This window comes from Thiocystis violascens DSM 198 (assembly GCF_000227745.2).
Classification (GTDB): Bacteria; Pseudomonadota; Gammaproteobacteria; order Chromatiales; family Chromatiaceae; genus Chromatium; species Chromatium violascens.
Genome location: NC_018012.1, coordinates 861,905 through 885,917, shown reverse-complemented (window position 1 = coordinate 885,917; position 24,013 = coordinate 861,905). Strand labels below are relative to the sequence as shown.

General features: G+C 61.7%; 20 protein-coding genes, 1 tRNA gene and 1 pseudogene. 11 read left to right on the top strand and 11 right to left on the bottom strand.

What is annotated here, in order from left to right; genetic code table 11:
• Positions 1 to 24: 24 nt before the first annotated feature.
• The 5 genes from THIVI_RS03995 (at position 25) to THIVI_RS03975 (ending at position 6,592) form a co-directional block, all read left to right on the top strand.
• On the top strand, positions 25 to 537 hold the full coding sequence (locus THIVI_RS03995) for a hypothetical protein (protein ID WP_014777349.1): 513 nt from the start codon (positions 25 to 27) through the stop codon (positions 535 to 537).
• Between the two features lie 48 nt (positions 538 to 585).
• Complete coding sequence (locus THIVI_RS03990; protein WP_041447215.1) at positions 586 to 1,695, top strand: IS5 family transposase; 1,110 nt, start codon at positions 586 to 588, stop codon at positions 1,693 to 1,695.
• Positions 1,696 to 1,749: 54 nt separating this feature from the next.
• Positions 1,750 to 3,687, top strand: coding sequence for a hypothetical protein (locus THIVI_RS03985; protein ID WP_014777348.1), 1,938 nt, complete (start codon positions 1,750 to 1,752; stop codon positions 3,685 to 3,687).
• 82 nt (positions 3,688 to 3,769) lie between these two features.
• Positions 3,770 to 5,293, top strand: a complete 1,524-nt coding sequence (locus THIVI_RS03980; protein WP_157174355.1) for a hypothetical protein — start codon at positions 3,770 to 3,772, stop codon at positions 5,291 to 5,293.
• A gap of 93 nt (positions 5,294 to 5,386) precedes the next feature.
• Positions 5,387 to 6,592 carry an ABC transporter permease gene (locus THIVI_RS03975; protein WP_014777346.1) on the top strand — a complete coding sequence of 402 codons (1,206 nt, stop codon included), beginning with the start codon at positions 5,387 to 5,389 and terminating at the stop codon, positions 6,590 to 6,592.
• 233 nt (positions 6,593 to 6,825) lie between these two features.
• Here THIVI_RS03975 and THIVI_RS03970 read toward each other — a convergent pair whose 3' ends face one another.
• Positions 6,826 to 8,520 (bottom strand): J domain-containing protein, encoded by a 1,695-nt coding sequence (locus THIVI_RS03970; protein ID WP_157174354.1) that lies wholly within the window; start codon positions 8,518 to 8,520, stop codon positions 6,826 to 6,828.
• A 202-nt stretch (positions 8,521 to 8,722) separates the two neighbouring features.
• Between THIVI_RS03970 and THIVI_RS03965 the strand changes: the two genes are divergently transcribed.
• Positions 8,723 to 9,136 carry a PilZ domain-containing protein gene (locus tag THIVI_RS03965; RefSeq protein WP_014777344.1) on the top strand — a complete coding sequence of 138 codons (414 nt, stop codon included), beginning with the start codon at positions 8,723 to 8,725 and terminating at the stop codon, positions 9,134 to 9,136.
• A 162-nt stretch (positions 9,137 to 9,298) separates the two neighbouring features.
• On the opposite strand, the gene THIVI_RS03960 is transcribed toward THIVI_RS03965, so the two are convergent.
• On the bottom strand, positions 9,299 to 9,772 hold the full coding sequence (locus THIVI_RS03960) for a universal stress protein (RefSeq protein WP_014777343.1): 474 nt from the start codon (positions 9,770 to 9,772) through the stop codon (positions 9,299 to 9,301).
• A gap of 204 nt (positions 9,773 to 9,976) precedes the next feature.
• Between THIVI_RS03960 and arfB the strand changes: the two genes are divergently transcribed.
• On the top strand, positions 9,977 to 10,399 hold the full coding sequence (gene arfB / locus THIVI_RS03955) for an alternative ribosome rescue aminoacyl-tRNA hydrolase ArfB (RefSeq protein WP_014777342.1): 423 nt from the start codon (positions 9,977 to 9,979) through the stop codon (positions 10,397 to 10,399).
• A gap of 7 nt (positions 10,400 to 10,406) precedes the next feature.
• Here arfB and THIVI_RS03950 read toward each other — a convergent pair whose 3' ends face one another.
• From THIVI_RS03950 to mazG, 5 genes are all read right to left on the bottom strand, one after another.
• Positions 10,407 to 10,586, bottom strand: a complete 180-nt coding sequence (locus THIVI_RS03950; protein ID WP_014777341.1) for a hypothetical protein — start codon at positions 10,584 to 10,586, stop codon at positions 10,407 to 10,409.
• Positions 10,587 to 10,631: 45 nt separating this feature from the next.
• A complete protein-coding gene (locus THIVI_RS03945) occupies positions 10,632 to 11,123 on the bottom strand; it encodes a GlcG/HbpS family heme-binding protein (RefSeq protein WP_014777340.1) in 492 nt (163 codons plus the stop codon).
• A gap of 77 nt (positions 11,124 to 11,200) precedes the next feature.
• A complete protein-coding gene (ispG, locus tag THIVI_RS03940) occupies positions 11,201 to 12,448 on the bottom strand; it encodes a flavodoxin-dependent (E)-4-hydroxy-3-methylbut-2-enyl-diphosphate synthase (protein WP_014777339.1) in 1,248 nt (415 codons plus the stop codon).
• A gap of 63 nt (positions 12,449 to 12,511) precedes the next feature.
• Entirely contained in the window at positions 12,512 to 13,366 is an 855-nt protein-coding gene (locus THIVI_RS03935) for a DUF4743 domain-containing protein (protein ID WP_041446815.1), read from the bottom strand.
• 46 nt (positions 13,367 to 13,412) lie between these two features.
• The gene (gene mazG, locus THIVI_RS03930; protein WP_014777337.1) at positions 13,413 to 14,225 is read right to left on the bottom strand and encodes a nucleoside triphosphate pyrophosphohydrolase; all 813 of its coding nucleotides are present in this window, start codon (positions 14,223 to 14,225) and stop codon (positions 13,413 to 13,415) included.
• Between the two features lie 183 nt (positions 14,226 to 14,408).
• Between mazG and THIVI_RS03925 the strand changes: the two genes are divergently transcribed.
• Positions 14,409 to 14,485 (top strand) — tRNA-Arg (locus THIVI_RS03925).
• Positions 14,486 to 14,658: 173 nt separating this feature from the next.
• Here the strand turns inward: THIVI_RS03925 and THIVI_RS03920 are convergent.
• Positions 14,659 to 14,841: a hypothetical protein gene (locus tag THIVI_RS03920; protein WP_041446814.1), complete on the bottom strand. Its 183-nt coding sequence runs from the start codon at positions 14,839 to 14,841 to the stop codon at positions 14,659 to 14,661.
• 78 nt (positions 14,842 to 14,919) lie between these two features.
• Here THIVI_RS03920 and THIVI_RS03910 point away from each other — a divergent pair.
• Positions 14,920 to 16,125, top strand: a pseudogene (locus tag THIVI_RS03910) (IS3 family transposase).
• 537 nt (positions 16,126 to 16,662) lie between these two features.
• Here THIVI_RS03910 and THIVI_RS03905 read toward each other — a convergent pair.
• The gene (locus tag THIVI_RS03905; RefSeq protein WP_014777335.1) at positions 16,663 to 17,139 is read right to left on the bottom strand and encodes a tetratricopeptide repeat protein; all 477 of its coding nucleotides are present in this window, start codon (positions 17,137 to 17,139) and stop codon (positions 16,663 to 16,665) included.
• 484 nt (positions 17,140 to 17,623) lie between these two features.
• Here THIVI_RS03905 and THIVI_RS03900 point away from each other — a divergent pair, with 484 nt between their 5' ends.
• A complete protein-coding gene (locus THIVI_RS03900) occupies positions 17,624 to 18,142 on the top strand; it encodes a pilin (protein ID WP_014777334.1) in 519 nt (172 codons plus the stop codon).
• Between the two features lie 334 nt (positions 18,143 to 18,476).
• Complete coding sequence (locus tag THIVI_RS03895) at positions 18,477 to 18,803, top strand: hypothetical protein (RefSeq protein ID WP_014777333.1); 327 nt, start codon at positions 18,477 to 18,479, stop codon at positions 18,801 to 18,803.
• Between the two features lie 25 nt (positions 18,804 to 18,828).
• Here THIVI_RS03895 and THIVI_RS03890 read toward each other — a convergent pair whose 3' ends face one another.
• Positions 18,829 to 20,685 (bottom strand): tetratricopeptide repeat-containing sulfotransferase family protein, encoded by a 1,857-nt coding sequence (locus THIVI_RS03890; RefSeq protein WP_083845694.1) that lies wholly within the window; start codon positions 20,683 to 20,685, stop codon positions 18,829 to 18,831.
• A 10-nt stretch (positions 20,686 to 20,695) separates the two neighbouring features.
• Complete coding sequence (locus THIVI_RS03885) at positions 20,696 to 23,704, bottom strand: fused MFS/spermidine synthase (RefSeq protein WP_014777331.1); 3,009 nt, start codon at positions 23,702 to 23,704, stop codon at positions 20,696 to 20,698.
• Between the last annotated feature and the right edge of the window lie 309 nt (positions 23,705 to 24,013).

Genomic DNA, 24,013 nt, shown 5'->3' with positions numbered 1-24,013 from the left:
ATCGATTACTCAGGAAGACGTCTGATGAACATCGGAGAGTTGGTCCAGTTTCATTCCGAGCATTTTTTCGAAGGCGCGGTGCAACTGCGTTGGGTGCGGGAACGCGCGGCGCGGGCCGAGGAGGTCGCGCGGTCATTCGTCTTTCACGGACCGCGTTATCACGGCGCGGGCGAGGCGGATCAGGAGGGCGTTGACCGCCACTATCGACTCAAGGATAGCGCGAGCTTTGTCGCCGATCTGCTCGATTCGATCCTGTCCGGGCTGGCTGGCGCGGAGCGCAATCCCTATCTGCTCGTGGTCGCCGGCTATGGCGCGGGCAAGTCGCATCTCGCGACGACCGGTGCGGTGTTGCTGGGTGCTCCGCAAGGGCCGGTGGCGACGGACATCGTGGCACAGATCGCCCAGGCGGACGCAGCTATCGGGCAGGCGGTGGAGGAGCGGCTCGCGCGGCTTGGCAAACCGGTGCTGGTGCTCTGTCTCGATGGCATGTCCGGCTTCCATCTGGGCGATGCGCTAAGAGGGTGTAGACAAAAATAATTGAGCTGCTATTTGTATACCAGTCTACAACTGAGCTGGTGTGCGCTGATGTCGAAAGCTGGTCGTCCCCCCAAGATTCACGAGGCGGAGCAAGCGGTATTGCGTCAAATTGTCACGGATCGCCCGACCTCCACGCTGTCAGAGATTGCCCGGGAACTCGCGGCACGGACGGGAATCGAGGCTCATGAAGCAACGATTCGCAAGTCCTTGCGGGAGGCGGGCGTCACGCGCCTCCGGGGCGAGAGTGGTCTCGAGGCGCAAGCGCGCGCAACGCCGCGTCGGTATGGGTATACGGATGCGCATCGTCGCCACGACCCCGACCAAAGCTACCCAAGTTGTCTGACCGATGCGGAGTGGGACTTGGTCGCCGCTCTCTTTGAGATGCCGGGCGGGCGGGGTCAACCGCCCCGCGTGTCGCGCCGGAGCATCCTGGAGGCGTGTTGCTACGTGGTGCGCACGGGGTGCGCGTGGCGGATGCTGCCGCACGATTTCGCGCCTTGGCAGAATGTCTACAAGACGTTTCGCCGTTGGAGTGCGGCTGGGAAGTTTGAGCAGATGCATGATCGACTGCGGGGGCAATGGCGCGAACGCGAGGGGCGTGAGATCGCGCCGACGGCGGCGGTGCTGGATGCGCAATCGACCCGCGGCTCGCCGCAGGGTGGACCGAGCGGCTTTGATGCGGGCAAGCAGGTCAAGGGGCGCAAGCGCAGCCTGGTGGTCGATACCTTGGGGTTCGTGTTGGCGGTGAGCGTGGTCGCGGCCAATCTTCAGGACCGCGATGCCGCCTCGGGCGCCGTCGCTGACGCGGCCGCCAAGTACCCCCAGATCAACACGCTGTTTGTCGATAGCGCCTACGCCGGTCAATTTGCCCAAACCACCGAGCAGACCCACGCGATCCGCGTGGAAGTCGTGCGCCATCCAGCCAACAAAAGCGTTGGCTCCTGGCACGTGGACGGGGCGCCTGACCGAGTGGTGATCGCCAACGCCGACGGCTTCGTTCCGCTGCCGAAGCGCTGGGTTGTCGAGCGCACCCATGCGTGGAATGAGCGTGCCCGTCGATTGATCATGCATCATGACCGTCTGCCAGCGGTCTCCGAAACCTGGGTTTGGCTGGCGGAGGCGCGCATCCTGCTGCGGCGGTTGACCACAACGGTTTGATTTTGTCTACACCCTCTAAGTCAGGCGGTCTTTGCGCAACTGGAGCGCTATGGCGTGGACGCGGGCGCGATTCGCGCGCTGTCGCCGCGCTTCCAGACCGCCGAGCAGTTCGTGCGGCGCAATTTCGCGTTCCGCGCCGAGACCTTCGCGCGGCATCTGCCAGGGCTGGACGCCGAGGCCATCGGCGCGGGTCTGCGCAATCAGGACGAGACGCTGTATAGCGCGGTCGATGCCATCTACACCGACGCGAACGGTTCGCCGATTCCGGTCACCGGGCAGGAGTCGGCGCAGGAGCTGATCAATACGCTGTGCGAGGTCTATTGCGGGCCGGACGGGGCCTTTGCGAGCGTCGTCATCCTGTTCGACGAGTTCGGGCGCTATCTGGAATACGCGGCGGACAAACCGCAACTGGCCGGCGATCTGGCTCTGCAACAGATCTTTCAGGGCGTGCAGGACAACAGCGGCAAGGTCCGCTTCATCGGGTTTATTCAGTACGCGCTGAAGACCTATCTGAATCGCTTCAGTAGCGCGGGTCTGCGCCAGTTGCAGCGTTACATCACCCGCTTCGATACCGCCGAGAAGGCGTATCTCTCGACCAATCTGGAAACGCTCTTCGCGCACTTGATCGGCAAGGACGAGACGCGCCTGGCCGAGGTCTGGAGCCAGTCGCGGGCGGATGGGGCGCAACGCATCACCTGGCAGCGGATGTCGCGCGGCTTGCCGGGCTTCGAGCGTTTTCCGGTTTGGAACGAACCGGAGAAGTTCGCCCGTGTCATCGCCCAGGGCTGTTGGCCGCTGCATCCGCTGGCGACCTGGTTTTTGACCCGCCAGAGCGATGTGGTGCAGTCGCGCTCGGCGCTGACGGTCGTCAAGGAGGCCATCGAGCGCATCGGCGCGGAACCGGCGATCTCTGGGGGCGAGCTGCGCCAGGTGAGCGCCGCCGAGCTGTTGCTGCGTCATCTGCTGCCCGAGATGCTCGCGGCGGAGCGCGGTTCGGGCGCGGCGGTTGCCGAGACGCTCCAGATCCTGCTGGAAAAGTTCCAAAGCCATCTGACCGCCGATCAGCAATTGGTGCTCGCCGGCGTGGCCATCCTGGAAAAGATGCGCGTCGGCAAACAGACGCAGACGGCGATGGACGAACTGCTGTGCGAGGCGACGGCACTGGATGCCGCCGCCGTGCAGGGCGCCGCGCGCGCCCTGGGCCAGGAATTGGGCGCGATCGAATGGAATGCCGACCTGGGCCAGTACGAGCTGATCGCCGATGCCTCGACGCGCGGGCAGTTTCAGCAGTGGCTGCGGCAACGTCAATCCGCGCTGACGCCCGAGGCGGTGCGCGATCTTTTTGTGCGCAATGCGGCCAAGGATGGCGATCTGGTCGACATCCCGACGGATTTCGGCCATCTGCATGATATCGCGACGACCGAATGGTTCTTCGAGGCGCGCTGGGCGTCTGTCCAGACGGTCGAGAGTGTCATCAAGACGGCGGTTCAGGAGTGGGAGAAGGCGATTCTGCCGAAGGAGGCCAAGGGACGGGCGATCTACCTCTATCTCCAGGCGGACGACGATCTGGCGGCGGTGGACGCGACGATCGAGCGCTGTCTGCGCGAGGAGACCCGGCGCGTCGGTCAGGCGGCCCTTCCGGTGTGGGTGATCGGCCTCGTGGACGGCGAGGGCGCGGTCGCCGAACATCTGGGGCGGATCCACATCTTTACCGAACCGCTTGCCGCCGAGGAGCAGGAACGCTTTCGCCGCTTCGTGCCCGAAGAGCGCGAGCGCAGCCGTCTGGCGCTGAAGGAGGCGCTGGCGGGGATGATTCGGGAGCGCCGGTTCTGGATCGCCGGGTGCGAGGAGATTCCGGACGGACGCTTGAAAAACGTCGGGGAGGCGATCTTTGCGCGGGTCTATCCCAAGGTCACGCCCTTTCCTTCGATGGCTTCGCGACCGCGGCGGGCGGCGGTCCCGCCGACGCGGCGCAAATCACGCGCAGTCTGATCGCGTGTCAGGTCGACGGTCCCTGGGTGCAAGCACAACCCAAGCGGTTGCAGAATCGGGTGCGGTCGATCCTGGTGGACAGTTGGCGCGTGCTGGCGTCCAGCGGCAAGTTGACCGCGCCGGGGCATCCCGATCTCAAGGCAAGTCCGAGGCGTCGGCGCTCAAATTGCGCCAGTTCCGCGCCCAGCTCGATGAATGGGAAAAGGGCATCGAACGTGCCGAGCGGCAGAACAATGTTGGCGAACTGTTGCGGTTGTCGACCCTGTTGTTACGGCAGAAACAGGAGGTCGGCGATGGGGTCCGCTGGTCGCCAACCGCCGTCGACGCCTGCGATGATCTGCTGATCCCGTTGCGGGAAATGGTGTCGCAACAGGTCGCGGGGTGGATTCCGCGCCAGAGTTGTCACAACGCCATCGATGTCGGAAGTTTCCGCCATCGGATCGAGAAGGCGATCGGGAGCCTCAAGGATCTGGCTTTTGAGTCGGAGGCGCGGGCGCTGGAACAGCAGTCTCGGCGCGCGATTCTCCAGGTCGAGAAACGTCAGCGCTTCGCCCTGACGCTGGCCGAAAGCGACGATTATCCGCGTCAGCCCGAGCCGTCCGAGTCCACGCCGGTGCGCGATCTCCATGACGACATCGAGAAAGGCGAGCGGCTGATCGAAGGGGTTCAAGCTGCGCAGGGCGTTCTGGAGGATCAGGAGATTCAGGCGCGCGTGGACGCGATCAAGCTGCGGCTGCAACAGTTGCGGGCCGCGCTGCAACGCCAGCGCGCGCGGCTTGGCGAACTTTATGATGTCGCGCTGGACTCGGATGAGGCGCTGAAGGATGCCTTGCTCAAGGCCAACCGGTTGCGTCACATCTTTCTGGGAACCCCCGACGAGGGCGGGGTGGGCGAGATGGTGGTTCAGTTGGAGCGCGTGCTTTCGGATGTGGCCGACTGGGAGTCCGGCGAGGTGGGCGTGGAACGTCTGGAGACCTTGCTGAGACAGCAGTCCGCCCAGCAGTTGGCGGAACTGGAGACCTTTCTGGCCGACAGCGACATCGAACCGGCCTGGACGATGGGGGCGATCTATCAGGGGCTGGTCGAGTCGCGTCTATCTGGCGCGCGGCGGAGGTCGGCGGAATGGGTCAGGCTAAGATTGAAGAGCGACAACCAAGTCGCGGAATTGGGAGCGGAGGCTTGTGTCATGCTGGAGCGGGAGTTGAAGAACGCACCCGCGTATCTGGCGGACGATGACCGCGCCCGGATCGAACAGCTTGTGGTCGCGGTCCGTCAGCGGCAGGCCGAACACGCCGAGCAGAAGCGCCGCGCGCGAGTGATCGCCTGGCAGCAACGTTTCTGCGCGCTCGGTTCCATGGAACAGATCGACAGGCATGCCACGGAAGAGCTGTTGAAGACGCTTCGCGGTCCGCCGGATGAACTCCTGCCATCCGAGAAGGCCATGCTCGATCCCGTGATGGCGGCGTTGACGGCACATCTCGATCAGATGAGCATGGATGAAATCGTGGCGCGGATCGAGCAGTTGACCCTGGAACGCCAGCGTAAGCTGTATCAGCGGCTGGCGGCCCGCTTCGCGGATACGGATGTGGAGGCCGAAGCCGTTTGATCCAACGCTCGGGACTCTTGAGATGACGGAACGTCTTTGAGCAGCGACGACACCACCACGTCACTTGTGAAACCAACCCTGACACCTGCAACTATGTTCTGGAATGCCTTCCTCCTCGCCCTGCGCGAAATCCGCCGTAACGTGCTGCGCTCGGTGCTCACCATCCTGGGCATCGTGATCGGGGTGGCCGCGGTCATCGTCATGGTCACCCTGGGCGATGGCGCCACCCGTCAGGTGGCCAGTCAGATCGAAAGCCTGGGCAGCAATCTGCTGATGATCCGCATGGGTCAGCACATGGGGCCTGGACAAGGACCGAGCGCGCCGCCCTTCAGCGTGGCGGACGCGGCGGCGGTTGGGCGCGATGTCCCGAGTATCCGCGCGGTCTCGCCCTCCGCGAGCCAGTCCTTGACGGCGATTGCCGGCAACAGCAACTGGTCGACCTCGGTGACCGGAACCGACAACGCCTTCTTTACGGTGCGCAACTGGACCCTGGAGGCGGGGCGTCTCTTCACCGAGAGCGAGCTGAACGGCGGGCGCGCGGTGTGCGTGATCGGCGCGACGGTCCGCAAGGAATTGTTCGGTTCCCTGGATCCGCTCGGCGAGAAAATTCGTCTCAAGACCCTGTCCTGCGAGGTCATCGGTTTATTGAAGAGCAAGGGGCAGAGCGCCATGGGATCGGATCAGGACGATCTGGCGGTGATGCCGCTACGGACCTTCCAGCGACGGATCGCCGGCAATCAGGATGTGACCCTGATCCAGGTGTCGGTCCACGATGGCGAATCCACTGAACGTGCCAAGGCGGATCTGGAGCGGCTGATGCGCGAGCGCCGCCATATCCTGCCGTCCGAGCAGGATAATTTCAGCGTGCGCGACATGAAGGAGATCGCCACCATGCTGACTGGAACCACCCAGATGCTCACCGCCCTGCTGACGGCGGTCGCCGCGGTCAGTCTGCTGGTCGGCGGGATCGGCATCATGAACATCATGCTGGTCTCGGTGACCGAGCGTACCCGCGAAATCGGCATCCGGCTCGCCATCGGCGCGCTGGAGCGCGAGGTTCTGCTGCAATTTCTGGTGGAGGCGGTGGCCCTGTCCTCGCTCGGCGGGATCCTCGGTATCGTCCTTGCCATCGGCGCTTCCATCGGGCTTGCCGGATTGTTGCAGGTTCCCTTCGTCTTCAATGGCGGTATCGTGCTGATCGCCTTTTTCTTTTCCGCCGCGGTGGGGGTGATCTTCGGCTACTTCCCCGCGCGCCGTGCCGCCCGGCTCGATCCCATCGAAGCCTTGCGGCGGGAATGAAAGGGGCAAGGGGGGCAAGGGGCAAGGGGCAAGGGGCAAGGGGCAAGGGGCAAGGGGCAAGTGAGAGATGATCGGCGCCTCAGATCCCCAAGTCCATGCTCAATGCGCTTGGCTAAAATAACGATCATGGCCGAATACCTTCCCGTTCGGCAAACGATAGCCATTTGGCGTGATAGGCATTCACGCTCTTTCGATGACGTGCCGCAGATCAATGGCCCCTTGCCCCTTGCCCCTCAATACCGAACCCGCAGGATGTACAAATCCGCCCCCCGGCGCTCGAACAGAAACTCGATGACGTTCGCTTGTGTCGCCAGATGCCCTTGGGCGTCCAGATAGCTGACCTGGAAGATGGCGATTGCCGCGCAACGCGACGGGTTGGCGGTCGGTTGCACATGCAGTTGCTCGAAAACGATCCGGCGCGCCGTGGTTTTTCTGAACCAGTCGGCATAGGTGTGACGAATGCTTAACCAGTTGACGAGTTCGTTTTCGCGCGACTCCGGACTGTAGAGCGCCATGAGTTCGTTCAGCGCGCCGGCTTCGTATGCGCGCTGAAATTTTTCCAGAAGCTCGGGTACGGCGCCGCAGTCCAGCGCCGCGGTATCGGCAACTGGGGCGTTGGCGGGAGCGAGCGGGGCGGCCAAGCTCGCGAGCGCGGGCGGGTTGGGCTGCGTCGGCAACGCGGGCGCGCTTGGCGGCGAGACGGACGGAATCGTCATTCGGGGGCTGGTCGGCATCGGCGGGGGCGCGGGCTCCGGCAACCTTTCCGGCGGGACAGGGCGGGGCGGTTCCCGCGCTTGATCCGGCGGCCGCTTGACGGATCCCGCACCGGCTAGAGTCGACGCGCTCGGCGGTTCCGACGGTTGGGTTGCCACGCTCTCCCGGAGGATCGGATGCGCGCGTTCGGCGGGAGGTGGCGCCGCAAGCTCGGCCGGGGCGACGATGGGCGAGGGCATCTCTGACGCAACCATCGGTTCGGCCAGCGTCGGCGCGGTCTCCGGGATTCCCGCCTCCGGTTCCGGGCGTGACTGGGGCAGTGGTTCAAGGCTGTCCGCATACTCGCTCCGCATCGTCATTCGGGAAGACTCTTCGGGCTCAAGCCTTGGTTCGACCGGAGTCCGCGCGGGCTCGCGATCCGATTCGACCGACTCAGCCGGCGTGTCGGGCGCCTTGTCGGCCTGGCTCGCGACCGCAACCGCGGAGTTCGCTTCCGGGGTCTCTGCCGTGTCCGCCCACGGTTCGCTCCGAGGCGTGGGTTGAGGCAGCGTTTCCACGCTCGGGCGGATCGCTCTTGGGGCAGGGACGGGCCGGGGCTCATGGGAAAAGAACACGACGCCGATCACCAGCAGGCCAGTCAAGGCAACGCCAGCCAATAAGCGCCTCCGAAAACCCTTGGCAATCTCCAATGACCGGATGAGCCAGGACCAGACCGCCGGCCCGATCCAGGTCGGTGCAACGCTTTCTCGTTGCGCACGGGCGCCGTCGGTCGGATCGGCGGCGGCGCTGCGGCTCGGCCATCCATTGGTGCCCCGTCGATGGGCATCGAAAGCGAGATTGATCCGCTCGGTGCGATGCGTCGCCCAGGCGACTTCTGTCGGGTGTCGATCAGGATGATAGACCTGGATCAAACGCCGATAACGCTGCTTGGCCAGGGTCGGATCGGCGTCCGGGGGAAGGCCCAGCGTGCGCGGCGAGGGCCGGTCGGAATCGGCAAAGAGCCGCTGGTCGAGTAGCTCATAGGCGCGCGCGGCGGCTTGCCGTCGGCTTAGACCGGCCCGGCGGATCGCGCGGCACACCTCGGTTGCGCGGGGATTGTCCGGGTTGCTCAGCCACAGCAGGAGCGCATCGAGGTTCGATTCAAGCGTTGTCGTCGGCCGTCCAGTCGCTAAAGCGCGTGCGAGCTGGTGGGTCCAGTGCGAGGTCATGGGCAAGCGCGGCGAATCCGCGAGTCGGGCGAGACGAAGGTGCGGGGCAAGCGAGTCATCTGGTTTGTCGAAGGTGCTCGTTCGGAAGAATTCCCGCGCCCGCGTTCGGGATTCAAATTCGCCGATTCAGGACTCGTCCGCTGAGTCCCGACCCGGTTTAGGCTATTCTTCACTTGGGTGCAACCCGCGCCGCCGGCGGATCAGGTTCATGACCCTGCGTCAATATCTCCGTCATCCATCCGATGTGCCGATCGCCTATCGTCTTGGGGAGGTGATTGCCGATCATCAGCATTATCTTCGCAACATCGGCAAGGGCGGGCTGTGCTTCTCGTCGCGAATCGCCATTCCGCCGGGCGCGCATATCCACATCGAAATTCCGATCATCGAGCCGGTGTTTAACGCCGATGGAATTGTCGTTTGGTGTCATCCATCCGGGGACGATTTCGAGGTCGGGGTGCGATTCGAGGGGGTCGATGACGAGTATGGACTCCGGATGGTCGAACAGGTTTGTCAGATCGAACACTACCGCCATGAAATTTTCAAGTCGGAGGGGCGGCTCCTGAACAGTGAGGAAGCGGCTCTGGAGTGGATCCAGAAATATGCCGCGCGCTTTCCGCAGTGATCCGCCCCAAGGCAAGCCTTGTTGGCATTGCCATTAATCCTCAAGCCGCCGGGTATTCGCCGAGACGACGCCCGACCAAATGGGGAACCAGGTGATGCCCCGGAAAATGGCGGTGCCGAACATCCGTCGACGAGGGTTTTGCCCTGATCTGCAGGATGGTGTCTAGGTGCTGCCTTCATCGATCTTGACGCATAACACATCGCAGGTCGAGTGACGCAGCACCGTCCGCGCCGTGGATCCAAATAATCCGAGCAGGCCATGACGACCGTGACGGCCAAGGATCACCAGATCAGCGCCCAGTTCCTCGGCGACATCGTCGATGACATGCCCGGTGGCGCCAACCCTGACCAAGCGGTCGGGCGCCGCGACATCGAGTTGTTCGCCCAGCTCATCCATCTGGCGCACGGCCACCGCTAGCAGTTCCGCCTCAAGCTCGCGGTTCTCCGGCAGGGCGATTTCGCCGGAATAGCCTAGAGTCAGATACTCCATGCTCGGCGGGATATGCTCGATCACATGCAACAGGGTGAGGCGGGCCCCCGTCAGATGACGCAACCGTTGGGCGCGCGCGACGACGACCTCGCTTTCCGGCTCGAAATCCACGGCGACTAACAGGTGTGTATACTCTCCGGCGTTCATCGCGCACCTCATTGGTTGTTCGCTCGTCAACCGCGTTCGGCATGGTCTGCGTGAGTTTGGGAGAAGGCTGCGTTTGCTCCTCCGGACGCGGTTGTAGGGGCGAATGAATTCGCCCCTACGGATTAAGTATAAACAACGATTTGCTGTCTTGATCGCACGGCTCGGAACAGCGACCACGCGAGGACGATTCACGGGAATGGCGCCATGCTTCAGATTACCCACCGCATCCAGATCGACGAGTCCGAGCTCTGGGAGCAATTCACGCGCTCGCCAGGTCCGGGCGGGCAGAATGTCAACAAGGTCGAGACGGCGGTGCAATTGCGCTTCGATGTGGCTGGATCGCCATCGCTGCCAGAGGATGTTCGGCAGCGGCTGTTGCGCCTGGGCGGGAGACGGGTGGACTCCTCGGGCGTGCTGATGATCGAAGCCCATCGGTTTCGCACCCGCGAGCGCAACCGCGCCGATGCGCGCGAGCGGCTCGCGGCGCTCATCCTGCAAGCGGCGCATCGCCCCAAACCGCGCATCGCCACCCGTCCGACCAAGGCGTCGAAAGAGCGGCGGCTCAACTCGAAACGCCACACGTCCGCCAACAAACGTCTGCGCACGACCCGGCCAGGCGAGGATTGAAACCGGACTATTCGTCGATCTCGACCAAGATCCCCGAGCCGTTTGGCGCCTTGACGATCACCAGCTTGCCCAGGGTGGGGTGGCGGGCCGTATAGACCGTCACGCCCGCGACGCTCTTCTCGGCGACGATGTCGCTTTCGTCCTTCAAATCCTCGATGATGGTCGCTTCGGCATCGATTAAGCGCATGGGGAAAATCCTCGGATGTTGCCCGTCATGAGCGAGGCGATCACGCTACATTGCCATGTCCAGATCGTCCTGGATCTTGGCGACCCCGGCCAGCGCGCACGCCTCGTCATCCGCGCCATCCGGCGCGCCGCTCACGCCCACGCCAGCGGCCAGCGCGGATCCGCCGACCAGCACCGGCACGCCGCCGGCGGACATCACCAGACCTTCCACGCGCCCGATCGGCGACTCGGCGCGGGTCGCCATCGATGAGGTCGCGGCATTGAAGTTGACGGCGGTAAAGGCCTTCATGCGACTGATTTTGAGCGTAATGGGCGCGGCGATGGTGTCGCGTAGGGCGACCTGGACGTTGCCCTCGCGATCGACCACCGTGACCGCGATCTGAATCCCCTTCTCGCGACAGGCATCGATCGCGCCCTGGGCAACCTTGACGGCCGCATCGAGCGACAGCCGCTTCAGCGGCACCGTCAACGCCTCTTCCGCCAGCACCGGCGCCGTCACGCAGAACGCGATCAAGCCTGCCATCAAACGCTTGTTCATCTTGATTTCCTCATGATGTCCGTCGTTGGAGCAATCGATGAAAACGGACGGAGGCGCACGCAACGCCAGCCGCCGGATTAGTCTCCTGGCCGCGATCCCTGGCCATAATGAGCCTCGATATAGTCATCCACCATGCGCTTGAACTGCTCGGCGATTCCCTCGCCCTTGAGCGTCGTGACCTTCTCCCCATCCACATAGACCGGGGCGGACGGCCGCTCGCCGCTGCCCGGCAGACTGATGCCGATATTGGCATGCTTGCTCTCGCCGGGACCGTTGACCACGCAGCCCATGACGGCCACCTGCATGGTCTCGACGCCAGGATACTGCGTGCGCCATACCGGCATCTGGTCGCGCAGGTAACCCTGAATATTCTGGGCCAGATGCTGGAAGGTATCGCTGGTGGTCCGACCGCAGCCCGGACAGGCGGTGACCATGGGCGCGAAGGCGCGCAGTCCCATGGTCTGAAGGATTTCCTGGGCCACCACCACCTCGCGGGTACGCGCCTCGCCGGGGGCCGGTGTCAGCGAAACCCGGATGGTATCGCCGATCCCTTCCTGCAGCAGCACCGCTAGCGCGGCGGTGGAGCCGACGATTCCCTTGGAACCCATGCCGGCTTCGGTCAGACCGAGATGCAGGGCATAGTCGCCACGCTCGGCCAGTTTTCGATAGACCGCGATCAAATCCTGTACGCCGCTCATCTTGCAGGACAGGATGATGCGGTCCTTCGGCAAGCCTAGCGCCATGGCGCGCTCGGCGTTGGAAATCGCCGATTGCACCATCGCCTCGTGCATCACCTGTTCGGCCTCGCGCGGGGCGGCGGAACGGGCGTTCTCGTCCATGAGGCGCACAATCAGATCCTGGTCCAGGCTGCCCCAATTGACGCCAATACGCACTGGCCGCTCATAGCGGCAGGCCAGCTCGATCATGGTCGCGAACTGACTGTCTTTTTTCTCGCCGGTGCCCACGTTGCCCGGATTGATCCGATACTTGGCCAGCGCCTGCGCGCACTCGGGATAATCGGTCAGCAGGCGATGCCCGTTGAAATGGAAATCGCCCACCAGCGGCACCTTGCAACCCTGCGCGTCGAGCGCCTCGCGGATGGCCGGGACGGCTTTTGCCGCCGACTCATGGTTGACCGTGATCCGCACCAGTTCCGAACCCGCCCGCGCCAGATCGGCGACCTGACGTACCGTGGCCTCCACGTCCGCGGTATCGGTATTGGTCATGGACTGCACGACGATCGGCGCCAGACCGCCGACGGTCAATGGGCCAATGGCCACGGGAACGGTGATGCGTCTTTTGATCGGTTGTCGAACTGGGCTCATGGTGCCTTTCCCGCAAATACGATGAAAACTCTATTTTGACAGTTTTAGATGGTTTTTGCCTGCCTAGGGCAAATCCGCGCGCAGCCCCCGAAGAATCGCCAGATACTCGGGATCGTTCTGGGGAATCAGGCCATGGCGGATCAAAAAATCGATAATGACCAGATTGCAATTGAGCTTGAACTCCCCGGTGTCGCGAACCAGCTCGCGCACCTCTTCCACCGGCATCCGATAAAAGGTTTCCACCTCGCCATCGGTGCAGCGCGGCTCGAACTCCTCGGGCAACTCCAGATCGTAGCAATACATGACATCGGGTTTGAGGCCACGCTCCGAGTCGCGACAATAGGTCACGGCACCGACCGGCACGGCCCGGTCGGCCAGTTCGGCGGACATCCCGGCCTCCTCGGCGCACTCCTTGCGAAGATTCTCGGCCAGCGTCAGCCCATGGGGAAGGCCGCCAGCGACCAGATGATCGAGACACCGGGGGTAAAGCCGACGGTTCGCCGAGCGTCGACCGATCCACATCTCGATTCCGCGCGGGGTTCGGACAAAGCCATTCAGATGCTGCCCGAACGCGCGCATCCCAAAAAAAGGCGCGGCAGCCCGATCAATCAGACAGCACGCCTGCTCCCGACGATTCGCGGTGACCGGATACAGCTCGCCATGGAGATGACTGACACCCCCTTCTTCCGCCAGACGCTGGACCACCTCCGACAGCACCGCAGTCCGTCCGGCGAAATCGGCGGGCGCGCCGACCCAGCGCACCCCATCGTCCGCGCACTGGAAGCGATCGGGCCAACGCCGGAGCTGCTCGGCGGCAGGCGCCCGGAGACTGCCGATCCGCTCGCCATCGAGCAGAAAAGGCAGGAAATCCTGCGGATTCCAAGTGTTGCAAGCCTTGATTTTCTCAAGAAAGCTCATCGCGCCGTCAACCCCGTGCCACGCAAACCCTCTACACATGCACGCATCAGCATTCCTCTGTTTTCGCCAGAGACCAAAGCCTCTCCATTTCGTCGCGCATCGCCAGGCTCGGCTCCAGCCCGCGTGCATGCAGCGCCGCCTCGATCTGCCCGAAACGCCGCTCGAAGCGACGATTCGCCGTCCGCAATGCCTGCTCCGCATCCACCCCCATGTGACGCGCAAGATTCACGCAGGAGAACAGCAAATCGCCGATTTCATGCACGCGCGCGCCGGGATCCGCCGGCTCGGCCAGGGTCTCGCGACATTCGTCGAGTTCCTCGATCACCTTATCGAAAACGCCGTCGATGGCGTCCCAATCGAAACCGACCCGCGCCGCGCGCCGTTGCAGTTTCTCGGCGCGCACCAGGGCGGGCAAGGCATGCGCCACACCCGCCATCAGACCGACCGTCTTGCCGTCGTGCTTGGCCGACCGCTCCAGTGCCTTTTCGCGCTCCCAATTGGCATGCACCGCCTCTGGATTCGGCAGATTCGCCGTGCCGAAAACATGTGGGTGACGACGTATCATCTTGTCGCAAATACTCTGAATGACCTGCTGAAGCACAAAGCTGCCCTGTTCCTCGGCCATGCGCGCATGGAAAACCACTTGCAGCAGCAGATCGCCAAGTTCCTCGCGCAGAGCGCTCATATCGTCCTGCTCGATCGCCTCGGCGACTTCGTAAGCCTCTTCCAGGGTAAAGGGAAGGATCGTGCGAAACGTCTGCCGCAGATCCCAGGGGCAACCGCCATCGGGATCGCGCAGCCGCGCCATGATGGCGATCAGATCGTCGAGCGAAGCCGACTGATTCATGGATTCGTTCATGGATCGATCACACCATAAACCACGCTTCCTGGACACTGGAATTTAAAAAAACGGGACAAAGGCATTGACAGTAACCCCAGTTATCTGAATAATTCGCTGCTCGCAGAGTTTGCGCATTCTGTCTCTGGCTCACTCTTTTCAGCTTGTTGGAAGTGTGCCAGTAAACCAAAATCAAGTCATCAAGCGCCCGTAGCTCAGCTGGATAGAGTACCTGGCTACGAACCAGGTGGTCGGGAGTTCGAATCTCTCCGGGCGCGCCAAATAAAACAAACGGTTAGCTGAGAAATCAGCTAACCGTTTTTCGTTTCTGCCGGAAAAATCATTTTGTAGTCGCGTCTGTAGTCGCGTACGGCACTCGCCACCCCTGGCGTGATGGTCGCGCGCGTTCTGGCGCCGGTTCGCTCGATGCTTGGGGCGAGGGATCGAGCGCACGTCAGATGGCCTTGATCTGCGCCCAGAAGAAGAACGGTCGCGCGCCGTCGATCACGCTGTCGTCATCGATGGCAGACGTCGGCCCGGCCAGCGATTGGCCGAGTCTGGCATCTTCTGCGTTGTTCAGCCGCCCCCGACAGGCGATCGCCGTTTCGCGCTCGGTGCGTTGGCGGCGTTCCGACACGGGACACGCAACCTGAGGTTCCCCTGAAATTTCGTCTTCCAAGGGTGACGTAAACTGACGTTCACACTGGAGACGATGATGCAGAAGATCCCGCAACCGGAATACACCACCGAGTTCAAGGAACAGGCGGTCAAGCGCGTCAAGGATGGCAAGACCGTGGGCGCCGTGGCCAAGGAGATGGGGCTGGTCGAGCAGACGTGACGCAACTGGGTCAAGGCATCCGATGCGGGCAGGCTTGATGACCCTGGCGCCCGGAAGGTGACGCCGGAGGAGATGGAACTGTCGCGTCTGCGCGCGGAAGTGATCCGCCTCAAGCGCGAGGTCGACATCTTAAAAAAAGCGACGGCGTACCCTTCGGCTGCGCTCAGGACAGGCTTCGCGAGGGATGCGCTGTTCAGTCTGCCCTGGATTGACGCGCAGCGCCCGACGTTCGACCTGGTCGCGATGTGTGGGGTGCTGGCGGTCAGCATCAGCGGTTATCGCGCCTGGAAACGCGGTGGCCACCCGGAACGCCGATGGCTCACGGATCTCCAAATGATCGTCCTGATTCAAGCGATCCACGCCGAAGTCAAGGGCGCCGACGGCAGTCCACGCCTGCTGCGGGAGCTGCATGCACGGGGCTTTCCGGCCAGCAAAGAACGGGTGGAGCGACGGATGCGCGAGAACGGCATCCGCGCGCGCCACAAGCGCCGCTACAAGGCCACGACGGACTCCAAGCACGCCCTGCCCGTCGCCGATAACCTGCTCGCGCGTGATTTCACCCCGAGTGGCCCGAATCAGGTCTGGACCGCCGACATCACGTACCTGTGGACCGATGAAGGCTGGCTGTCTCTCGCCATCGTGCTGGATCTGTTCAACCGCGAAGTCGTTGGTTGGTCGCTCAAGCCGCGCATGACCGCCGATCGCGTCACCGATGCGCTCACCATGGCCTGGTTCCGACGCAAGCCAGCCACCGGCCTGATGCATCACTCCGACCGGGGCAGCCAGTACGCCAGCCATTGTTTCCAGGACAAGCTGACCGAAGACGGGATGGTCTGTTCAATGCGCCGCAAGGGCAACTGCTGGGACAATGCCCCCACCGAGAGCTGGTTCAACAGCTTCAAGAACGAGCGGGTCTTCGGCGAGCGCTTCGCCACGCGGGAAGCGATGAAGGCCACGGCTTTCGCGTACATTGAGGTGTTTTACAATCGCAAGCGGCGGCACTCGACCCTCGGTGACCACTCGCCGGTCCAGTTTCTGAAAGACTGGCTCAACGCTCAGCAGAGAGAAAAACGGGTAGCATGAGCACACTCCCTTGGAAGACGAAAAACCGAGGGAACCTCAGATTGCCCAGCCTCGGGCGTTGGGGATGGCGGTCAAGCAGACCGGCGGGGGCGAATGATAACTGCGGGTGACTTTCCGGAAGAGGGCGCGGGATGGACTTGACAGAGGCGCACACCTTGGCGCTCTAGGAACTCGGGCGCTTCCCCGAACTGGCGGCTTGGTCCTTTGGCTGGAATCGGCGCAAGCGCGCGCATGGGCTGTGCCGCGATGATCGGCAACGGATCGATCTGTCCGCCCCGCTGACGGCGAGCGTGCGATAGCATCCCACCTCGCGCAGATCCCGCCGACTGCGCATCAGCCTGGCCTGCCAGGCCCACAGGCGTTCGTGTGACAGCGGCGCCTGACAATGCCGGTAGAGGTCGACCATCATCTACGCCATGCCTTGTTCGGCGGGCGCCACGCGCCGGTGATCATGCGCGAGGCCAAACTGACGCAGGAGCGCGGCTTGGAGGCGACGCGATCACTTGGCGCAACTGGGAACGAGAGGGAGCCGCACCGTCACGTTGAGCTGGGGTCTTTCGGCGTCTCCGGTCGGCCACGAATAAAATCCATTTGACGTTGCGAAATGACATGACCATTGGCGGCGGCCTTCGCGATGTAGGCAATGCCAAGGTTATCGTTCTTCGGGACGCCGTTCCCCTCGATGTAGCAGGTTCCCAGCAAGTTCATTGCATCGGCATGACCATGCTTGGCGGCGAGTTCCAACCAACCAATCGCCCATTCTGGCTTGCCCTCGGTTAAAAACAGTAACGCGACCTCGTTTTGCGCGTCCGCATCCCCCGCGTCCGCTTTTGCGAGCACAAGTGCATCCTCTGGCGAAAGTGAAATGCACAGGTGAGGCTGAACGAGATCAAGCGGAACCATGGAACGTCCGCTGGATGTTTCGCTCTTGACGATATGACCGGAAAATCGCCGCCAAACGGTTCGTTCGCTCCAACCGGTCAGCATGGCGGTTGCTGTAACGCTGATGAGCATGGCGTGTCTCTCGATCAGATGCGCTTCGAGGCGCGTGTGAAATCTCGGGAAGCAGCGATTCTACAGCGCCAATGTCGGCGGTGTCATAGCTCCAGGTGTGTCAATGTCGGCGGTGTCATGGCTTTAGGTGTGTCAATGTCGGGGGTGTCATAGCTTTAGGTGTGCCAATGTCGGCGGTGTCATAGCTCCAGAGGTGCTAATTTCAGGATGGCAGGCATGTTGGCAGGTCATTTTGGGGATGCGTTCGATTCCGTCGTTTTCCCACACGTCATGTCGTCGCGCGCGAAAACAAAAAATACCCTTTCAGATCAATAAGATAATCGAGAATATGGCGAGACGGATGGAGCGGCGGAAGCCACGCCTGAGCGATTGGCATACGAACTGCTGTATCGGGATCGGGAGACCTCGGAAGGGCGGCGATCCAGATTCAGAGCCGATTGGCCTCCCCGTTCAGACGGTTTCATCACCCATTGCGGAGAGATTCATGAAAAAGTTCCAACAAGGCTTTACCCTGATCGAACTCATGATCGTCGTGGCGATCATTGGTATTTTGGCGGCTATCGCCTTGCCGGCTTATCAAGACTACATCGTGCGTTCCAAGGTTTCCGAGGCCATTATCGCGGCATCCTCGGCTAAGTCCTCCGCCAGCGAAGCATTTATGAGCGACGGCGTGACGGGCCTCGCTGCCGCATCGGCGGCTTGGGGTCTCATCCCCGCGGCTGAAAAAGCAACCAAATTCGTCGCGGATGTGACCATGGCCGCTGGCGGTACGGTGACCGTCACCACGGCGGGTACGGCCGCTTCCGGGTTGCCGACCGCTGCGGCTGGTATGACGCTTGTTTTCTCGCCAAACGTCCAAAACGCCGCTCCCGCCGCTGGCGTGACTGGTGGGATCGACTGGGCCTGCGGTTCAACCACCGTAGCAACAGCCGGTACACGCGGCTTGACTAACGCCAACACTGGTACCATGCCCGCCAAGTATGCTCCGTCCGAGTGCAAATAGTCGTGACTTAGCGCGTTCGGACGCTAGCCGGATGCAAGAACAAGTCCTCGGCTCGTCGATCTGCGCTTGGAGCAAACGCCCTCGGAAACTCCGAGGGCGTTTTTGTATCCATGAGCCAACACGTGCGCCAGCCTCGCAGATATCGCAAGTCTTGATGTCACAGCGTCACTTTAGGAAGATAAAAAGACATCCTTCTGGTTGGGATTTGCGATGATGCTGGTTGGAATCCTCTATCCCCCCCAGTGGTCGCACTGGTGAACGACATCAGGTTAAACGCTGGTTGAGCGTTAAACGCTGGTTGAGCGGAGGAAAGCGACCGAAGAGGCAATGAGCAATGGGACTATTTTTCTGGAACCGACAATCAAAGCGCGTCGAAGCCTTCGCGATGGAATTGGCCACCGACTTTTTCGGCCAGGTCTCGCCGGAGGCGCTCGCCGGATTCTTTCGGGACGAGCGACTGGACAAAAAAAACCGCAAACGTATCGATGCGCAAATGCAGAACCTCGTACTACGGCTCATCCAATTCAAACAGTTACATAAGCTTGGGGTCTATGGCAAAGCCAAGTTTCACCAAGTGTTCATTGGCCGGCTTGAAGAGCTTGGCTATGATGCCGCAGCGATCAGGGAACTCAATACCCTCCTGATGCTTAAGACCCCGTAAATCCAGGGTTTCCGCCTGTATCTCTCTAACCGCTAAGACGGTTCCAGGAGGCGAGACGAAAGAAGGATTTTTCCACCTTGCCGCCGTGCGCCTGAATTTCGTTGAAATAGGGCCGCGCGCAGGGACCAAGCGCTCGGACGAGTTCGCTGATATAGGGCGCGTAATGGATCCAGCGCTGCTTTGAGCTGGTGTAAACAGGCTGGCGCACCTGCCACAAGCTTGCCGTTGACACCGCGCGCTTGGCGCGATGAAAATCCAGGCAATCGTCGTCCCACTCAAGTCCGCAATGGGCAATGATGCGCTTGGCTTCGCTGGCCGTATCCTCGATGAGGGTTTCATACTGAACATCAAGAATACGGCTCTTTGGAAGCACTGAACGCCAATGCGCGATCATGTCCTCGTTGAGCCGATAATACTGGCCGATCCAAGCGAGGTCGTAACTCCAGGGCGCCTCTCGAAAGGGTTGGAAAAAGCACGACAGGCTGGTATCCAGCGGATTGCGCACGGTATGAATGATGTGCGCCTTGGGGAAAATTAAGTCGATGAGTCCGATAAAGAACAGATTGCCCGGAAGTTTATCGACAATCCGTACAGCGCCCTCGCCATATTGCCCCAAGGCTTCGAGATACTGGCTGGCGATTGCATCGGCCATTGTGCGATCTAGGTTTTTAAAGCAGTCAGGGAAGACTGGTTTCTTCCCTGCGCTTTCTAAGCACAACTTTTCACTGAGACGCGGCAGGACCGGCATTTCACCTGCCGTCACCACCTGCGGATGGCTGGTAAGGATCTGCTCAATCAGGGTCGAGCCTGAACGTGGCATGCCTAGGATGAAAATGGGTTGCTCGGTCTCGCTCCCCAGACCAGTGTGGCGTTCGAGAAACCGGCGGGTAAAAAGCTTTCTGGTTCTTTTGGCTAGGATGACCGTGCCGGTGAAATCAATCGCGCGTTTGCCGACGAGATTCGCCCGCCGATAGTGTTGGAACGCGAGTTCCCATTGCTTCAGATCGTCATGAATTTTCCCGAGTCCGAAGTGGAAATAAGCGCGTCGAGCAGAAGGCATGTCACCCTTGAGTTGCTGCTCGACCCATTCCATCATCTCGCCATCGGGTTCCCGATACTTTTTGATCGAGGCGAAATGAAAGAATGCCTCGCCGCTGGTTGGATCGAGCTTCAGTGCGCGCCTGAAATGCCTTGATGCCTCATCAATGCCGCCGTCGTTGGCGTAGACCAGGAAGCCAAGGGTCTGCTCCATGTAAGCGAGGTCGGAGCATTGCATGCGAATCGCGGTGCGGGCATGTTCGATGGCCTCGCGAAGTTCTCCGAGGGCGAGATAGGTGCTCGCGAGATTCGCATGCACGTCATTGGCGTAAGCCGGATGTTTTGCAAGTACTTCTTCAAGCAGCGTAGCGGCGACGCGGTAGTCCGCATGCTTCATGAAGGCTAGCCCGAGGTTGGTCTTGGCCCAGTTGTCGCGTGGATTAAGCTCCAACGTTTTGAGCAGAACCGGAATGGCCTGCTCAATCCGACCTGTATACATTAAAGTCTCGCCAAGCCCGCTGAGATAGTTTGGATCTTCCGGCACCGCTGCGGCCAAAGCGGCAAAGTGCTCCGCAGCCTCTGCGAAGCGTTGGCTGCGCAACTCGATACGACCGAGTTGGTAAAGCGCGCCGAGGTCGCCCGGCGTCTTGGCGAGAAAGCGCTCGACAAGCATGCGGGCGTCTTCAAGCTTGCCCGCTTGAAGCAGCTTTTCGGCCCTGGAGAGATTAAACAGATTGTCGATGCTTTGGGTTTCGCTCATGCGCGTGCTCATCCATTCACTGTGGAACCAAAAACGCCCACCAAGGTACCGCAGCGTTTGTGATGAGGCGGGCATCACGGTCATCTTTCGTCACTTAGCCGGATCCGTTCTCGGGTGTACTAGCCCCAACCGCGCTTGGGGTAAATCTGTCGTGCGGCCAAACGCTGAGGGCATGGAGCCATTGCAAGACCAAGTCGTAAGAGTTGGCTCTCGGCGCGTCCTTACCATAGGCATCCCAGATTGATTGCGCCGCCTGCGGCTGCCCTTGACTTAACAACCCCAGCATCGTCAAACCCACTGCCATGCGGATCTGCTCAGGGCGCGTCAACACAGCCCCGCGCTCCAACAACTCGCGCCCGGAGGCCGCCATGGACGGCGCGTTACGCATGGCCGTGGCTTTCCATAGCGTGATTGGACGGCGCTCTCGGTCATCCAACCGTTGATAGCAAGAGGTTGCCTCGATCCGACTCCACAGGCCCGTCGCTGCTTCAGGGGGAAGATAGGGACTTGTTGTGACGAACAGCAGGTACGCCGCATCGAGCCAGGTGGACCGGACCGCAGCATCGGAGCACTGCGCGTCATCGAGATCGAGCAACAGGACGGCCTGCCTGATCCCCGGTCTCAACCCTTCCAAGTGCCCGTCAATCACGGCGTTCCGGATCGCCAAGGCGGTCTGCGACTCCGGGCTTTGTCTTTCGAGATCAACGGCCCTCCCGTTATCAAGCACATCCAGGAGCGGTATCGGGACCGAGCGAACCGTCGTCAATGCGCTCGCGTTACGGTTGAGAAAACGCATCCGAGGGGAAGTGTAATCCACGAACGGAAAGTAATCCGAGTTGGTGGGAACCTGGTACGACCGGAACAGCGGATCGAGGAGCGCTTTGTTGCCGATGCGCAGGTGCTCGATATCCTCTATCGAGTGAAGACCCACCCGGGCCAGATCCGTCGCCAACTCCGGCGCATCGAAAAGAGAGGCGCGCAAGGGACCAATCGAACCCTCGCGGACTGCCACCACGATCATGTCGGAGGTGCCTGAATCATAGATGACATAGTCCGAAAAATGCTTAGACAGCGCATTCATCACCGAGGCCACCACTGACATATCGGTTTCGTACATCTGTAGCCACTGAACGAAGATGCCGTCCGCCTTAAGATATTGGGTGACACGCTGGTAGAACTCGTCCGAAAACAAGGTCGCGACGCCGCTGACCCAAGGGTTGGATGGCTCGGAGACGATGACGTCGTACTGTCCCTGTCTGGTGGCGAAAAAGGTCTTGGCGTCCTCGAAGTGGATGTGGCTGCGAGGATCCTCGAAGAGATTGCGAACGCGCGGCATAAATGCTTGGTGGGCGGCGCGGGCCATGAGGGGCTCGATCTCCACGGTATCCATATCGGCGATTTGATCCGTGATCAGGAGGGTATGGGAGGTCAACCCAGAGCCGATGCCGATATTCGCAACCTGGCGCGGTTGCGGATGCAGGCCGAGGGGCAAGGCTCCGGCAAGGATCATGGTGACCTCATCCGCGGACGTTGCGCCACCCGCCATGTTGATATTCGCATCCGCCTTCCCGTTGGTGAGGATCCCGATCTTGCCATCTGGGGATATGAGCAGACTGACCGTCGCCGTCTTGCCGTCGCGGTGAAACGGCACCTCGGACCCGGCGGGAGTCAGGGCGAGACCGGTCCGAAAGACTCCCGCTGCCATCCGCCTGGGATCCAACTCGACCATGGACATGATGGCGATCAAAGCGACCGACCAAGCGAGCGCCGCGGAGACTGTCCGGGTATGACTCGTTCCCCTCGCCGAGCGGACGAGGAAGGCGAGGCCAGCCACCATGTGGAGCGCGGCGCCCGTTAGGACCACGCCCTTGACGCCGACGACGGGCATCAGGAGATGAATTGCCGCCATCACACCGATGATGGCCCCCAAGGTATTGACCGCGTAAACACGACCAATCGCGCGTTCGCCATAACGGGCTTTCAGGAGCGAATGGGTCATCAAGGGAAGGGTGATGCCCGCGCAGAATGTCGCGGGGAGCATGACCACGGCCGCGATGGCATGACTGACCAGATTGAAGGCCGCATAGCCCTGATCGTTTCGATTGAGGGCCTGTAGGGACTGGGCCATCCATTCGAAACTCTGGCCGTAGACGACGATCGTGGCGGCCGCCAAACTGCCCATGACGATCATGGTGACACCGAGGAACCGCTGCGGATCCGACAGGTTGTCCGCGCGCCGACTGATCCACAGGCCACCCAGGGCTAGCCCCAGGATGAAGGCGCTCAACATGAGTTCGAACGCATGCGTGGAACTGCCCAGCACCAGGCTCAGCATGCGTATCCAGGCGATTTCGTATAGGAAGGAAGCGACACCGCTGAGGAAGGCGGCGAACAAGATCCAGGCAGCGAATGACGTCAACGCTCGCTGGTCCGATGCCGTTGTCGATGGCTGAGGCATTGGCACGGGCTCTGGCGCGCGACGGATGATGAGCCAGACCACGAGGGCTAGCAGGACGTTCAGGATGCCCGCGGTCATGATGGTCCCAGGTAGGCCGACGCTGGGTATGAGGGCAAACCCACTGACCAAGACCCCGATCGCGGCTCCGAGACTGTTGGTGAAATAGAGCATCGAGACGGTTGCGCCGGGTCGATCCGAGAACCGGCGCAGGATGCCGCCGCTCATCAGCGGAAAGGTCATGCCCAACAGAATCGATTGGGGCAAGATCAGCAAGGAGGCAACTCCCCACTTCACGAACGGCACCCAAGCGGATGCGCCAAGTGCGGGGATTGCACTAGAGAAGATGATGTCGGTGGTCGACACGAAGCCTTGGTGAAACACCAGCCCCAAGAGTCCGATGATGCCCTCGACCGCGACATAGATGAGCAGCAGATTGCGCCACCGCTGACCACGGCGCGCGATGACCCATGAGCCAAGCGCCATGCCACCCATAAAGATGGCGAGCACCAGGGTTTGCGCGTAGGCGGCGTGACCGAGAAAAAGCTTGAGGTAGTGCGACCAGATGGATTCGTAGATCAGCCCGGAGAAGCCTGATACGGCGAAGATTGCAAAGAGGAGATACTTGGAAAAGATGCTTTGGTTCATTTCGTGGGCTTTCCCAACGATGGTGACGGCTTCGAAAAGTGAGGAGATCCGCGCCAGCGGGACGGGGTATTCACTCCGCCCCGCACGTTTCCGGCGGCACAGTGGTGACGTTCAAACCATTTCGGACGGGACGAATGCACCGTTCGGCTGGGTTGCGCGTTCGTTCTATTGAATCGACAGTTCGGTCGGGGCAAGCATAGGGGCCGCTTGGCACACTGTCGAGTGAAATGGAGCACGGATTATCGCGTGGTTTTCGCCCGGCGATGGCCAGGTTGCCTGGCTCGGCGACCACCGCGCCAACGCTTGACG